Genomic DNA, 13,346 nt, shown 5'->3' on the forward strand with positions numbered 1-13,346 from the left:
CTATGTTCCTTTTTTGCTAGTGTGAACTGGTTGTTCAGGAGTGTGGAACTCTATGTTTTTTTAAGAACGCAAAGTCCTTCCCTAGTGGCCGGATTTTGCGAAAACTAGGCGGAAACAAAAAAACAGACGCTCCCCAAAAAAGCGTCTGCTTACCCAAAATTCATCTTTATTTTATCCAAAAGAAAAGGCACGGAATGAAAGGCATAAAGGCCGTCAACAACGGTGCCGTCCCGAACAAACAACAGGCAAGGGACACTTTCGATGGCAAACTTCTGAGCCAGGGCGGCGTGATAATTCAGGTTCATTTTGCCCATCGCCACCTCAGGCAACAGCTGTTCGATGACTTGCAGCATTTTTGAAGCTACCTGGCAAGTGCCGCATAGTGGGGTATAAAAGTAAACCAATCCGGTTTGTTTATTTTCTAAAAAAGCTGTTAAGTCTTCTTGATTCCATTCGATCATCTTTCGTTAACCCATTTCTAAATACTCGCTATGAACGTCAATGTTTGCTCCTAGCAGGACAGCGGCCAGATGGTGCACAGGTGCTGTTGCTACTTCGCGATACATTCGGTCAATATATAAATGCTCGGCATGAGGGAATTCACGTTTAAACAGTTTGCGAAGCTTTTCGCCAGCTTCGTCGGCATCGACTAGGATATAGATCTCTTTGTCTTCGAGGATGTCAATCCATTCGTCCAATTTTGTGTGACTGATGGTCCCGTTTGTACAAATGATGTCAACCGGTTCCTTTACAATGTTTTTCACTTTATTTTTATCGGATTTTCCTTCTACGATTAGAACTTTGTCAGCATACGTATCATTCATCATCCATCACCTGTGAAAGAAGTGGTTTATTGTTAACATATTCCAAAAGTTACAAGACGTGCTCCATCTTTACCTATGTTAACTATAACATCATTGTCATCTTAAAAATAGGTATATGCTTGTTCATGGATGACGATGATGACGAAAAGCTAGCACCAACCTCCGTCATCGCAATCAGTGTATTTGGCGTCTCGACCTTCTGTAACAGTGACGTGTTGATAAATTTTTTGTTGTTCAGCTTCAAAATGGTGATCAAGTTCTACTTGAATATGATCAGACATTTTGATTTTGCCAATTGGGGTATTTTCTATAAATAATTGGATTTCTCCATTTTTCAGCTTTCCGACGACTCTGTCTGTCACATCGATTTTGCTTTGGTTTAATGCCATGCTTTCCACCCTCTTCTTTATTGTATTTACAGTTTCCCCATTCAAGAAGAAGATAAAGTGGAAATTAAAGGCACCTTCGAGTAAAAGGTGCCTAGATTAAATGATTAATCTTCTTTAATCATTTCTTCATATTTTTCAGCAGTCATTAATTCGTCAACCTCACCGCTGTTAGATACTTCAACGACGATCATCCATGCTTTTTCATATGGAGATTCGTTAACAAATTCAGGGCTGTCATTTAAGTCTTCGTTTACTTCCACAACTTTACCGCTGACTGGTGCGTAAAGTTCTGAGACGGTTTTAACGGATTCTACGCTTCCGAATGGCTCGTTAACGGTTACTTCATCGCCAACTTCCGGAAGTTCAACGAACACGATATCCCCTAATTCGTGCTGCGCGAAGTCAGTAATCCCAACACGCACTTTGTCACCTTCTACTTTTACCCATTCATGTTCTTCTGAATAACGCAATTCCTTTGGTACACTCATTACTTAAATCCCTCCATTATGTTCTTCTAAAATGTCTATCATCGAAATAAATCGATTTCGTTAATGAAAGTGAAGAGAGTTATTTGAGCCACATTTTCTCATACTCTTCTTCTTTAAAGCCCACTGTGACATGTTGTCCATCTGTCAAGATTGGTCTTTTGAGCAACATACCGTCTGAAGCGAGGAGATCTAGCATTTCGTCTTCAGTTGCTGTTTTCAGTTGATCTTTGATTCCTAGTTCGCGATACTTCATACCGCTTGTGTTGAAAAATTTCTTTAATTCCAGCCCGCTTTTTTTATAGAAATCCGCTAGTTGCTCGCGGGAGGGTGGATTTTCTACAATATGTACCGCATCGAATGACAGTTGATGTTCATCCAGCCATTTCTTTGCGTTTCGGCATGTGCCGCATTTTGGGTACCAGTAAAACGTCAATGACATCGATTCACCGCCTTATTCCCTAAAATCTTTGAGGCAGCCCTCACTTGAAATAGTATCATAACCACTATTAAAAGCCTAACACTATGGTTCTATCCAAAGATAAATTCGACTAATTTCGGTAAATTCCTTCTTTTAAAAAGAAATAAAGAAGAAGTCCTCCGCGATAAACAGAGGACCGGTTTTTACTGGGTGACAAGCAACAACCTTTATTAAACGATGTAGCGTTCTGCTTCAATGATCACGTCAGCGGCTTCGCGTTTTTTGGCGATGACGTTGATTGGTGTGTGGCGAGTGAATTTGCGAAGGGATGAAAGCATCATTCGCAGCATATCACCTTGTTCTACGGCTACTAGGGTTTCTTTTGCAGTTGCTTCGATATGGTTGAATGCTTCTTGGCAGAAGATTTGGGTATAAAGAAGCTTTTGCTTGTTTTTGTCTAAACCGTCTTTGGCGATGGCTTTTTCTGTACGTAATACAACAGATTCCATTGCATAGACATCAGACACGATGTCAGCGATGTTGGCAAGGATTTCTTGCTCTGCTTCAAGCTTTTGACCGTATTTTTGAGCGGCTAAGCCAGCAGACAGTAAGGCAATCTTCTTCGCATTTTTCACCAAGTATTTTTCTTGAGCAAGCGGCTCATCACCAGGCTCTTCTGGCATTAACATCATTAATTCTTCTTGAAGCGCCATGGCTTTTTGGAATAAAGGAAGTTCGCCTTTGATCGCTTTTTTCACTAGAGTGCCTGGCACCAACAAGCGGTTGATTTCGTTTGTTCCTTCGAAAATCCGCTGAATCCGGGCATCGCGGTAGGCTCTTTCAATCGGATATTCCTGCATGAAGCCATAACCGCCATGAATCTGCACGCCTTCGTCAACCACATGTGCTAATACTTCGCTGGCGAAGAATTTGTTTAATGAACACTCAATCGCATATTCCGCAATGGAATTAGCAAGAACTTTAATGTCCTTTGTTTCTTCATCGGAGAGTTTACCTTGGTTTTCTTCATACAAGCCAATTGTGCGCCATACGGAGCTCTCAGCTGCATAAAGTTCAGAGGCCAAAGTACCGAATTTTTCTTTCGTTAAGTTAAATTGGGAGATTGGCGTTTTGAATTGTTGACGACCATTTGCATATTTCACGGTCATTTCCAGCGCCTTTTTAGAGCCACCGACTGCACCAACTGCCAGTTTGTAACGTCCAATGTTTAAGATGTTAAACGCAATGACATGGCCTTTGCCAATTTCGCCTAAAAGATTTTCTACAGGTACTGGCACATCTTCTAAAATTAGAGTACGGGTTGAGGAGCTCTTGATTCCCATTTTCTTCTCTTCTGCACCAGTAGAAACACCTTGATATTCTCTTTCTACGATAAATGCGGAGAATTTTTCGCCGTCGATTTTAGCATAAACCACAAATACATCGGCAAAGCCAGCATTGGTGATCCATTGTTTTTCACCATTTAAGATATAGTGAGTGCCTTCTGCATTTAATTTGGCTGTTGTTCTTGCACCAAGTGCATCAGATCCTGAACCTGGCTCTGTTAGTGCATAGGCAGCTAGTTTTTCACCAGAAGCAAGGGCTGGCAAATACTTTTTCTTTTGCTCTTCGTTTCCGAATAAAACGATTGGCAGGGAGCCAATTCCTACGTGTGCACCATGGGAAAGAGCGAACCCACCGCCGCCTGACATTTTTTCAGTGATCAACGAGGATGTGATTTTGTCTAAACCAAGTCCTTCGTATTCCTCTGGTACATCAGCTGCTAAAAGTCCAAGTTCACCAGCTTCTTTTAAAAGCTTTACGGTAATATCGAATTCATGATTTTCCAATTTCTCTAGCACAGGCTGAACTTCTTTTTCAACAAAGTCATCAGCTGTCTTGGCTATCATTAAATGCTCTTCGGTAAAATCTTCAGGTGTTAATAATTGCTCATAGGAAATATCTTCGATTAAAAAGCTTCCGCCTTTAACAATTTTTTTCGTTTCAGTCATGGTTTGTTTCCTCCTTAAATTTTTTGATGGGGAACAGTTGATCAATTATAGTAATTCAAACACACCGGCAGCACCCATACCGCCACCGATACACATAGTAACAACACCGAATTGTTCGTTTCTGCGTCTTAATTCATTAATTAATGTCAAGGTCAGCTTCGCTCCTGTACAGCCTAGTGGGTGGCCAAGTGCGATGGCGCCGCCGTTTACGTTTACTTTTTCTTCATCAAGGCCGAGTTCACGGATAACTTGGATGGATTGAGAAGCAAATGCTTCGTTCAATTCAAACAGGTTGATATCGGATACTTCTAGTCCAGCCAGTTTCAAGGCTTTTGGAACGGCTACTACAGGACCAACACCCATAATTTCTGGTGGTACGCCGCCAACCGCAAAGGATCTGAATTTAGCCAGTGGCTTAAGCCCAAGTGATTCAGCCTTTTCGCGATCCATAATCATCAAGGCAGCTGCCCCGTCGCTTGTTTGCGAAGCGTTACCAGCTGTTACAGAACCTGTAACAGAAAAAGCTGGGCGTAGTTTCGCTAATGTTGCTGGATTGGTTTCTGGGCGAACACCTTCATCCTGTGAAAATAAGAACTTTTTCTCAACAAGCTTATTGTTGCTGCCAACAAAGCGGCTTGTTACTTCAACTGGTAGGATTTCATCCACAAATTTCCCATCTTGGATGGCTTTATAGGCACGTTGATGGCTTCGTACGGCAAAAGCATCTTGTTCTTCACGAGAAATCCCGTATTTAATCGCTACTTGTTCAGCTGTATGCCCCATACCCATGTAATACTCAGGAGCTGTTTCTACAAGGGTTGCGTTAGGACGAATGACGTGTCCGCCCATCGGAATCATGCTCATGGATTCTACACCACCGGCAATAGCCGTATCCGTGTGACCCAGCATGATGGACTGTGCTGCATAAGCAATGGCTTGCAATCCAGATGAACAAAAACGATTGACTGTAATGGCTGGAACTGTGTGTGGAAGACCTGCCAATGCGCCAATATTCCGGGCGACATTATTACCCTGTTCCGCTTCGGGCATTGCACAACCCATTACTAAATCATCGATATTTCCTTCATAATTACCAGCACGTTTTAATGTTTCTTTTACAACCAATGCTCCTAAATCATCCGGACGAACATTGGCTAGCGATCCCTTTTTCGATTTTCCAACCGGGGTTCTGGCACCGGCAACGATTACCGCTTCTCTCATATCGTTCCCTCTCTTTCTTGCATTTTTTAAAAAATAGCAATCTATGATTTTGGAGAGGGCATAAGACCCACGGCCCTCTCTGAACTTTTTCTAGTTTCTTAACGGTTTGCCTTTAACGAGCATATGCTGCATACGCTGTTGCGTTTTTGGCTCTCTGACCAGGCTCAAGAATGCTTCACGCTCTAGTTCTAATAAATATTCCTCATCGACTTCTGTTCCGTAAGGCACTTTGCCTCCGGAGATCACGTAAGCGATTTTCTTAGCAATTTTCAAATCATGTTCGGAAATATAGCCGGATAAGCGCATTCCTTCAGCACCCAACAATAATGTTGCATATCCTGGTTCACCCACAACCGGAACTTTCTTGCGGACTTTTGGCTTGTAGCCTTGTTCATTAAGGGCAAGCACGACTTGTTTTGCATCATAAAGCAGGTGATCACCGTTAAAGCTGACGCCGTCCACAAAGTTTAAGAAGTTATTATCACGAGCTTCTTCAGCGGAAGTGGACACCTTCGCAGTCGCAATCGTTTCAAACACTTTAATGGCCACGTTTTGCAGGTCAAATGGAACGCCGTTTGGCAGTCCTTCTAAATGTTTAATATAAAGTTCTTTGTTTCCGCCGCCGCCAGGCAGTAAACCAACACCGACTTCCACAAGTCCCATATAGGTTTCAGAAGAAGCTTGAATGCGAGCTGCTGGTAAGCAAACTTCTGCACCGCCGCCTAGTGTCATCGAGAATGGAGCTGCAACGACAGGTTTTGAGCTATATTTCACTCTGAGTAGTGCTTTGTGAAGCTGGCGTATAACCATATCAAGCTCATCATAGTTATCATCCTGTGCTTCCATCAGCATCATGGCAAGGTTAGCCCCAACGCAGAAATTCTTGCCTTGGTTTCCGATGACAAGTCCTTTATAATTTTTCTCGACTTCATCGATTGCATAGTTAATCATTTGGATCGTATCGAATCCAAGAGCATTGTTAGGGGAGTGGAACTCCAGCAACGCTACTCCATCGCCGATATCAATTAAGCTTGCACCTGTGTTCTTTTTAATAACTCCCTTTTGCTTTTTGATTTTTTTCAAATCAATCGCCTTAGGGTTGAATTCTACTAATTTGTATTCACCTTTATCATAGAAGTAAAGGTCGCCTTCTTCTTCCTTATAGAAAGAAGTGAAGCCTTTTTCAAGCATTTCTGTAATCCATGCAGGAACTTCCACACCAGATTCCTTCATTTTTTGGACTGATTTTTCAACACCAATCGCATCCCATGTTTCAAATGGACCCTTTTCCCAGCCAAAGCCCCATTTCATGGCGCGGTCGATTGCTACGATGTCGTCGGCAATTTCTCCTAAAAGCTGAGCAGAGTACACGAATGATTGGGTAAATGTGCTCCAAAGGAAATTTCCAGCGGGATCATCCGCATATACAAGCGCTTTCAATTTATTCGCTGTTCCTTTTTCCTGCTTGCTGAGCTCTACAGATGGAGTTGACAGTTTTTTACGAGGGCCGTATTCCAAAGTAGTTGGATCTAATTCAAAAATTTCTTTACCTTTTTTCACAAAGAATCCTTGACCGGATTTACTTCCCAGCCATCCTTTGGCTACCATTTCTTTCAAGAAGGCAGGTACTTCGAAAACTTCTTTTTCATGGCCTTCTACTTTTTCATATACGTTATTAGCAACATGATAGAACGTATCCAAGCCAACAACATCTAGAGTACGGAATGTAGCACTTTTCGCACGACCGATAAGCGGACCAGTGATGGAATCTACTTCGCCGACACTTAACCCAGCCTTCAGCATTTCTCGAACTGTTACTAAGAGACCATAGGTTCCGATACGGTTAGCAATGAAGTTAGGCGTATCCTTTGCGACAACCACGCCTTTTCCTAACACATCTTCGCCAAAGGTTTTCATGAATGCCAGAACTTCAGGATTTGTATATTGTGTTGGAATGATTTCTAATAATTTTAAATACCGCGGCGGGTTGAAGAAGTGGGTTCCAAGAAAATGCTTTTGGAAATCATCGGAACGACCTTCGACCATTGCTTCAACAGAAATACCGGATGTATTGGAGCTGATAATGCTGCCTGGTTTGCGGTATTGATCCACTCTTTCAAATACTTGTTTTTTTACATTGAGATTTTCTACAACAACTTCGATGACCCAGTCAACATCTTTCAGCTTTATTAAATCATCTTCAAGATTGCCTGCTTCGATAAGGGCAAGGTTCTTTTTCGCTGTCAGGGGTGCTGGCTTTTGTTTTAAAAGTTTTTGAATATTGGAGGCACTAATACGATTACGTACTTGTTTGTCCTGCAAAGTTAGTCCTTTTGCTTCTTCCTCTTTCGTCAATTCACGAGGCACGATATCCAATAGAAGTGTCGGTATGCCGATATTTGCTAGATGGGCCGCAATTCCTGAGCCCATAACTCCGGAACCTAGTACAGCCGCTTTTTTAATAAGTTGGTTCAACATTGTCTCCCCCTTCACAAACTTTGAATGAATACTCATTCATTTTTATGTCAAAAAAAATTCGCCTTTAAGAATGAGTTACTACACTTAATATAAAATATTTCGAAAAATTGTGCAATCGATAAACGCGGAAAATTGAAATTTTTTCGAATTGTTTATTATCCCCTTGACTTTTATATTTTTCTTAGAACAGGGAAATCTATTTTCTGAGGTGATCAAAATGGCTAAGATAAAGAAGGATCCGTCCAAAGCAGGGGTCAGTGCAGCAAGTGTCCGCGGTAATGCCGGTCCTGGCGGCGAACAAAGCGGCATCGATAAGCAAAACAGCCAAAATAATCAATTTAAAAAGCGGTAATAAATAAACAGGCTGACCCGTGCAGCCTGTTTATTTTTGCGATGACTTCCGATGTTGTTCATTTAACTCTTTGATTTCATTGATGATTTGCTTCATCTCTGTTCGTGCCTCAGGGTAGAGAGAACTCCAATGATTAATAAGTGCCGGCATGGATTTGGCTATATGTGAATACATAGCCCACGCCTTTACCTTCTCTTTAGTCGCTTCTGTGGCTTCTCCGACTAAAAGTTCACTGTACTTCTCCAGCAAAGCCTCGAACTGCTGAGCAAATTCCTTCTCCATCATGACATCCTCCGTCCTTGGCTAAATGTGTACACGGACAGGTCCGGCAGCGTTTCCCTGCTGGCAGCTGATAGGAAAAACAACAGGTTTTCCTCATCCGTATACCTGAATCCTTATCTTTCACAGTAACATACCTTTGCAACGGATTACCATTAGCGCAGCCAAATAGGTTGCCTTTTGCTGTTAAGAATAAAAATTGATAATCATCTTTTTCTCGGTCCACCAGCTCTGTTTCATATAGCCAAAATAAATAAACAGCGATATTTTCCCATAAAATCAAGCTGGAAATGCCAAAGGTTTTCTCCATCATTCTGATTAGTGGTACAATATTATTCACAAACAAATCTGTTAGAACACCTTCCCGCCAATCATCACGGTTTCCTGAGTCGAAAGTTTGCACGTTTAAGTCCTTCATTGAAAAATTAGGCAGCCAATCTTTCCCTGTTTCAGGCGTCTCCATATAAATCTGATTCAATGGTAGATCCAGTTTTTTATTCCATACTGTCATGGCATAGAGCGATATGACAGCAATAAAGGCATATCTTTTTATAAAAATTGACGCCGCCACTTTTTCAGAAGGTGCTCCGATTTCATTAGTTAATCTTTTCATAAAGAATCGGAGATAGGTTTCATTCAACAGTTCTGCTACGCAAAAATGTTGGTTAATCTCATCACAGAGACGATATTTTTTCAGTTCAAGCAGCTCTTTACTACTCAGTCGCTTATCCATTGATCGCAACCGCCTTCTCTAAGATGCATCTTCCTTTGCCGTAAGGGATACAAAGTGGTGTACCGAACAGTGGGTCCATTGTCACTTCACAATCCAGGTTAAACACCTTTTTGACCAGACTGCAGTTGATAACATGCTCTGGTTTTCCCTCGGCATATATTTGTTGATCCTTGATCACGACAATATTATGGGCATATCTGCAGGCTAGGTTTAAGTCATGTAGCACCATGACAACGGTGCGTTTTTTCTCTTCATTTAGTTCAAACAATAAATCAAGAATTTCAATCTGATGGGTCATATCTAGATAAGTTGTAGGCTCATCCAGTAAAATAAATTCCGTATCCTGGGCCAATGTCATTGCGATCCAAGCCCGCTGACGCTGTCCCCCTGATAGGGAATCAACGGTTCTTTCCTTTAGGTGCTCAAGCCTTGTCGCTTGTAATGCTTCATTTACTTTTTTTTCATCCTGTTCCGACCATTGCCGTAACCAGGATTGGTGCGGGTAACGTCCCTGTTTCACCAGTTGCATAACGGTTATGCCCTCCGGCGCTGTAGGGGACTGCGGCAAAATGGCCATTTTTCGGGCGATTTCTTTGGTAGAATGCTTGGCAATTTCCTTTCCTTCTAAAAGGATTGCGCCTGTTTTGGGCTTAAGGAGCCGAGCAAGCGAACGAAGCAGTGTCGATTTTCCACAGCCATTTGCACCAATAAAAACAGTAATTTCACCAATTGGTATGTTTACATTCAGTTCATTGATGATCAACGTTTCTCCATAGGATATCGATAAATTTTTTGTTTCGATTGCATTCATGACAAATGCCAGCTCCTTTGCCTTTTTTTAAGCATTTCTTGTTTTAAATAGTAGGTAAATAAAATATGGAGCACCAATTCCCGCGGTGAAAACACCCGCTGGTACTTCTAATGGCGAAAACAGCGAACGGCCGATTATATCGGCAACCATGACTAAAATACCTCCTATAAGAGCGGAGGCTGGAAGCAATGCTCCGAACGATGAACCAACGAGCCTTCGGGCCATATGCGGTGCCATTAGGCCAACAAATCCAATTCCTCCTGCAAAGGCTACCGAACTGCCAATCAAAGCTGTACTAATTAATAACAATAGGAAACGCTGTTTTTGCACTCTTCCCCCCAAGCCGGTGGCAACCTCGTCACCCAGTTCTTGAAGATTAACCGTTCGTGCCGAAATCAGTGCGATAATCAGGAAAATCACAGTCCATGGCACCATAACCGCAACATTTTTCCAATTGGAACCATATACAGTACCGGTAATCCAAATATTAGCCTGACTCGCCTGATAAATCGGTCCCAATATCATCATTAACGTTGTTAACGCCTGCATGAGCGATGATATACCAATCCCGATTAACACGAGTCGAATAGGCGATACTCCATTTTTCCAGGCGAGAAAATAGACGAGAAAAGCAACGATTCCGGCCCCCAGAAAAGCGGCCAATGGAAGCCAACTGATGCTGACGGTTAGAGCATTACTTTTATCACTAAATATCGCTAAAAAACTGACCAGCGCAACAGCGGCTCCACCGGTTATCCCCAGTACGTCTGGCGATGCAAGCGGATTACGAATCATCCCTTGCAAAATGCCCCCGGCCACTGCCAATGAAATTCCCACCATTAGGGCGATGATAATTCGCGGCAATCGAAACGATTTGATAATGAGCGTTTCCATTTCCGGTCCGGCCCCAAATAATACTTTTACAACCGTAAGCGGATTGATTTTCATTTCCCCCATACCGGTGCTTATAACAAAGACTACAAATGTAATAAGCAATAAAATCAAAAATATACTGGCAGCTTTCCGATCAATTAAAAATGAACCTCTATCGTTGAAAAAACGCAGTTTCCTGTATTTGCTCATCGGCCATTGAACCCCCTTCTGGCAATATAAACGAAGAATGGAGTTCCAATGATTGCAGTCATAACACCGACAGGTACTTCTGACGGCATTAGAATATATCTCGCGGCAATATCGGCTGTCAGTAATAAAATTCCACCTAACACACCGGACATGGGAATAACCCAGCGATGGTCAATGCCTATAATTGATTTTGTGATATGCGGTACCACGATTCCAACAAAACCAATGGGACCAGCTACAGCAACTGACCCTCCCGCCAGTAAAATCACGATTACTCCGATAGAGAATTTAATAAGACCCGTATGTAATCCTAGTCCTTTTGCAACATCTTCCCCCATTGACAGGATATTCATTTTTCCTGAAATCAGCAGTGCGCCTACCCAACCTAGTCCTATGTATGGCGAAACAGAAATAAGTATATCCAACTTGCGGCCTTGTACAGAACCAGCCAGCCAAAATAAGACCTGCTCCAGCGCAGCTTCGTTGATAACAAGAAGCCCTTGGGTAAATGAAGCAAACATCGCTGACATGGCAGCACCTGCCAGAGTCAGTTTCATGGGGGTTAGTCCCTCACGCCCAACAGAACCTATTGCATAAACAGTAATCGCTGCAACCGCTGCTCCAAGGAATGACAGTATACTAAAAGTCTTTAAATTAACGACAGAAAATAAAGTAACTGCGGCTACCACGGCAAAACCCGCACCTGCGTTGATACCAAATGTCCCGGGAGCTGCCAGGGGATTTTTCGTTAATGTCTGCATGAGCACCCCGGCAATTGCCAAACTGGCTCCAACCGCTGCAGCAATTAAAGCCCGCGGCATCCTCACTGACTGAATAATAATATGTTCATTAGATCCATTGAAATTCGTGTATGCTTCAATAGCTGACCGAATGCTGGTGTCTGTATAGCCAAAAATCACACTGGCCCCCATTAACAACAGCATCAGCAGAATTGCACCGAGTAACCCCATCCATTTTAATGAAGTAGTTTTTAAAAGCATATAATAACCTCTACTATTTAATATTCATTAGATAAAGTCTATCTTTAATTGATAATGATTGTCAATGACTTTGAAAATCATTTTCAATTAGGCGTTGACATCATGCTGCCTGTCATCATATGATAAGTACGTTCAGAAATGATAATGATTATCATTTATAATTAGACAGGGGGATACATAGAAAATGAAATCGATTAAAGGCTTTTTATCTCTTATATCCATTTTGGCTGTATTGTTTTTAGCTGCCTGCGGTGGCACGGAGGAGAAATCTAATGAGAAAAAAGAAACAACCAAAACGGCATCTGGGAAACCCTATACGGTTGAGCATGCCATGGGGTCAACTAAGATTAAAGAACCGCCAAAGCGCGTTGTGATCTTGACCAACGAAGGTACTGAGGCATTGTTATCTATGGGGGTAACTCCAGTTGGTGCGGTTCAGTCTTGGACCGGAGACCCTTGGTATAAGCATATTGCCAGCCAGCTAAAAGACACTAAGGTGGTTGGAACCGAAAGTGAAGTCAATGTCGAGGCCATTGCTGCACTAAAGCCAGATCTGATTATTGGCAACAAAATGCGTCAGGAAAAAATTTACGAGCAATTAAGTGCCATTGCCCCAACTGTTTTTGCTGAAACTTTGCGCGGTGACTGGAAAGAAAACTTTAAATTATATGCAAAAGCTATTAATAAAGAGGAAAAAGGAAATGAAGTTCTTAAAAAATACGAGGACCGCATTGCTGATATTAAAAATGAGCTCGGCGATAAAAAGAATATGAAGGTATCCATGGTTCGATTTATGGCTGGGGATGTTCGGATTTACCACTTAGATACATTTTCCGGAATTATTTTAAAAGACCTTGGCTTCGCCAGACCTGAAAGCCAAAATGTCAATGACTTCGCTGAAAGAAACGTAACAAAAGAGCGGATTCCAGCGATGGACGGAGATATCCTGTTTTATTTCACATACGATACTGGCGATGGAAAAGCTTCCAGCTTAGAAAAAGAATGGCTAGCCGATCCTTTGTTTAAAAACCTAGAAGTTTCTAAAAAAGGAGAGGTCCACAAAGTTGACGACGTCATCTGGAATACAGCCGGCGGCGTACTAGCAGCGAATTTGATGCTTGATGATATTGAGAAGATCTTCTTGAAAAAATAATGTTCTTAGGACCGTGTTTTTGCGCGGTCTTTTTTGTACTTTGGATGGTGGGATTTGGGATTCCGTGGAGTTTGGATGGGATTCCACCGGTTATTTGGATGATC

The 13,346-nt window shown here is 42.1% G+C and carries 15 protein-coding genes; 2 read left to right on the plus strand and 13 right to left on the minus strand.

Going from position 1 to position 13,346, the window contains the following annotated elements; translation table 11 throughout:
• Positions 1 to 149: 149 nt before the first annotated feature.
• The 8 genes from V7083_RS15745 to V7083_RS15780 form a co-directional block, all read right to left on the minus strand.
• Complete coding sequence (locus V7083_RS15745; RefSeq protein ID WP_335479494.1) at positions 150 to 461, minus strand: thioredoxin family protein; 312 nt, start codon at positions 459 to 461, stop codon at positions 150 to 152.
• A gap of 6 nt (positions 462 to 467) precedes the next feature.
• On the minus strand, positions 468 to 824 hold the full coding sequence (locus tag V7083_RS15750; RefSeq protein WP_335479495.1) for a toprim domain-containing protein: 357 nt from the start codon (positions 822 to 824) through the stop codon (positions 468 to 470).
• Positions 825 to 973: 149 nt separating this feature from the next.
• On the minus strand, positions 974 to 1,213 hold the full coding sequence (locus V7083_RS15755; RefSeq protein WP_335479497.1) for a YusG family protein: 240 nt from the start codon (positions 1,211 to 1,213) through the stop codon (positions 974 to 976).
• Between the two features lie 104 nt (positions 1,214 to 1,317).
• On the minus strand, positions 1,318 to 1,701 hold the full coding sequence (gene gcvH, locus V7083_RS15760) for a glycine cleavage system protein GcvH (RefSeq protein ID WP_335479499.1): 384 nt from the start codon (positions 1,699 to 1,701) through the stop codon (positions 1,318 to 1,320).
• A 79-nt stretch (positions 1,702 to 1,780) separates the two neighbouring features.
• Positions 1,781 to 2,140 (minus strand): arsenate reductase family protein, encoded by a 360-nt coding sequence (locus tag V7083_RS15765; protein WP_335479501.1) that lies wholly within the window; start codon positions 2,138 to 2,140, stop codon positions 1,781 to 1,783.
• Between the two features lie 209 nt (positions 2,141 to 2,349).
• Positions 2,350 to 4,131 (minus strand): acyl-CoA dehydrogenase family protein, encoded by a 1,782-nt coding sequence (locus V7083_RS15770; RefSeq protein WP_335479503.1) that lies wholly within the window; start codon positions 4,129 to 4,131, stop codon positions 2,350 to 2,352.
• Between the two features lie 45 nt (positions 4,132 to 4,176).
• Positions 4,177 to 5,352 (minus strand): acetyl-CoA C-acetyltransferase, encoded by a 1,176-nt coding sequence (locus V7083_RS15775; protein ID WP_335479505.1) that lies wholly within the window; start codon positions 5,350 to 5,352, stop codon positions 4,177 to 4,179.
• 90 nt (positions 5,353 to 5,442) lie between these two features.
• Entirely contained in the window at positions 5,443 to 7,827 is a 2,385-nt protein-coding gene (locus tag V7083_RS15780; RefSeq protein ID WP_335479507.1) for a 3-hydroxyacyl-CoA dehydrogenase/enoyl-CoA hydratase family protein, read from the minus strand.
• Between the two features lie 220 nt (positions 7,828 to 8,047).
• On the opposite strand from V7083_RS15780, the gene V7083_RS15785 reads away from it, so the two are divergent.
• On the plus strand, positions 8,048 to 8,182 hold the full coding sequence (locus tag V7083_RS15785; protein ID WP_335479509.1) for a YuzL family protein: 135 nt from the start codon (positions 8,048 to 8,050) through the stop codon (positions 8,180 to 8,182).
• 30 nt (positions 8,183 to 8,212) lie between these two features.
• Here the strand turns inward: V7083_RS15785 and V7083_RS15790 are convergent, their stop codons facing one another.
• From V7083_RS15790 to V7083_RS15810, 5 genes are read right to left on the minus strand one after another with little or no spacing between them, the layout of a single operon-like run.
• Positions 8,213 to 8,464: a DUF2573 family protein gene (locus tag V7083_RS15790; protein ID WP_335479511.1), complete on the minus strand. Its 252-nt coding sequence runs from the start codon at positions 8,462 to 8,464 to the stop codon at positions 8,213 to 8,215.
• A complete protein-coding gene (fhuF, locus tag V7083_RS15795; protein ID WP_335479513.1) occupies positions 8,412 to 9,194 on the minus strand; it encodes a siderophore-iron reductase FhuF in 783 nt (260 codons plus the stop codon). Before fhuF ends, V7083_RS15790 begins: the two co-directional genes overlap by 53 nt.
• On the minus strand, positions 9,187 to 10,005 hold the full coding sequence (locus V7083_RS15800; protein ID WP_335479515.1) for an ABC transporter ATP-binding protein: 819 nt from the start codon (positions 10,003 to 10,005) through the stop codon (positions 9,187 to 9,189). The genes fhuF and V7083_RS15800 overlap by 8 nt, the downstream gene beginning before the upstream one ends.
• Before the next feature lie 27 nt (positions 10,006 to 10,032).
• Complete coding sequence (locus V7083_RS15805) at positions 10,033 to 11,088, minus strand: FecCD family ABC transporter permease (protein ID WP_335479517.1); 1,056 nt, start codon at positions 11,086 to 11,088, stop codon at positions 10,033 to 10,035.
• Positions 11,085 to 12,089, minus strand: a complete 1,005-nt coding sequence (locus V7083_RS15810; protein WP_335479520.1) for a FecCD family ABC transporter permease — start codon at positions 12,087 to 12,089, stop codon at positions 11,085 to 11,087. Before V7083_RS15810 ends, V7083_RS15805 begins: the two co-directional genes overlap by 4 nt.
• A gap of 184 nt (positions 12,090 to 12,273) precedes the next feature.
• Here V7083_RS15810 and V7083_RS15815 point away from each other — a divergent pair, with 184 nt between their 5' ends.
• A complete protein-coding gene (locus tag V7083_RS15815) occupies positions 12,274 to 13,242 on the plus strand; it encodes an ABC transporter substrate-binding protein (protein ID WP_335479522.1) in 969 nt (322 codons plus the stop codon).
• The last annotated feature ends 104 nt before the right edge of the window (positions 13,243 to 13,346 follow it).

Origin of the sequence: Bacillus sp. JJ1764 (assembly GCF_036962145.1) — a bacterium.
Taxonomy (GTDB): domain Bacteria; phylum Bacillota; class Bacilli; order Bacillales; family Cytobacillaceae; genus Neobacillus.

Excerpts from the sequence above, each read along its gene's own strand:
- V7083_RS15745 (WP_335479494.1), bottom strand. The coding sequence starts at position 461 with ATGATCGAATGGAATCAAGAAGACTTAACAGCTTTTTTAGAAAATAAA.
- V7083_RS15750 (WP_335479495.1), bottom strand. The coding sequence starts at position 824 with ATGAATGATACGTATGCTGACAAAGTTCTAATCGTAGAAGGAAAATCC.
- V7083_RS15755 (WP_335479497.1), bottom strand. The coding sequence starts at position 1,213 with ATGGCATTAAACCAAAGCAAAATCGATGTGACAGACAGAGTCGTCGGA.
- gcvH (WP_335479499.1), bottom strand. The coding sequence starts at position 1,701 with ATGAGTGTACCAAAGGAATTGCGTTATTCAGAAGAACATGAATGGGTA.
- V7083_RS15765 (WP_335479501.1), bottom strand. The coding sequence starts at position 2,140 with ATGTCATTGACGTTTTACTGGTACCCAAAATGCGGCACATGCCGAAAC.
- V7083_RS15770 (WP_335479503.1), bottom strand. The coding sequence starts at position 4,131 with ATGACTGAAACGAAAAAAATTGTTAAAGGCGGAAGCTTTTTAATCGAA.
- V7083_RS15775 (WP_335479505.1), bottom strand. The coding sequence starts at position 5,352 with ATGAGAGAAGCGGTAATCGTTGCCGGTGCCAGAACCCCGGTTGGAAAA.
- V7083_RS15785 (WP_335479509.1), top strand. The coding sequence starts at position 8,048 with ATGGCTAAGATAAAGAAGGATCCGTCCAAAGCAGGGGTCAGTGCAGCA.
- V7083_RS15790 (WP_335479511.1), bottom strand. The coding sequence starts at position 8,464 with ATGGAGAAGGAATTTGCTCAGCAGTTCGAGGCTTTGCTGGAGAAGTAC.
- fhuF (WP_335479513.1), bottom strand. The coding sequence starts at position 9,194 with ATGGATAAGCGACTGAGTAGTAAAGAGCTGCTTGAACTGAAAAAATAT.
- V7083_RS15800 (WP_335479515.1), bottom strand. The coding sequence starts at position 10,005 with ATGAATGCAATCGAAACAAAAAATTTATCGATATCCTATGGAGAAACG.
- V7083_RS15805 (WP_335479517.1), bottom strand. The coding sequence starts at position 11,088 with ATGAGCAAATACAGGAAACTGCGTTTTTTCAACGATAGAGGTTCATTT.
- V7083_RS15810 (WP_335479520.1), bottom strand. The coding sequence starts at position 12,089 with ATGCTTTTAAAAACTACTTCATTAAAATGGATGGGGTTACTCGGTGCA.
- V7083_RS15815 (WP_335479522.1), top strand. The coding sequence starts at position 12,274 with ATGAAATCGATTAAAGGCTTTTTATCTCTTATATCCATTTTGGCTGTA.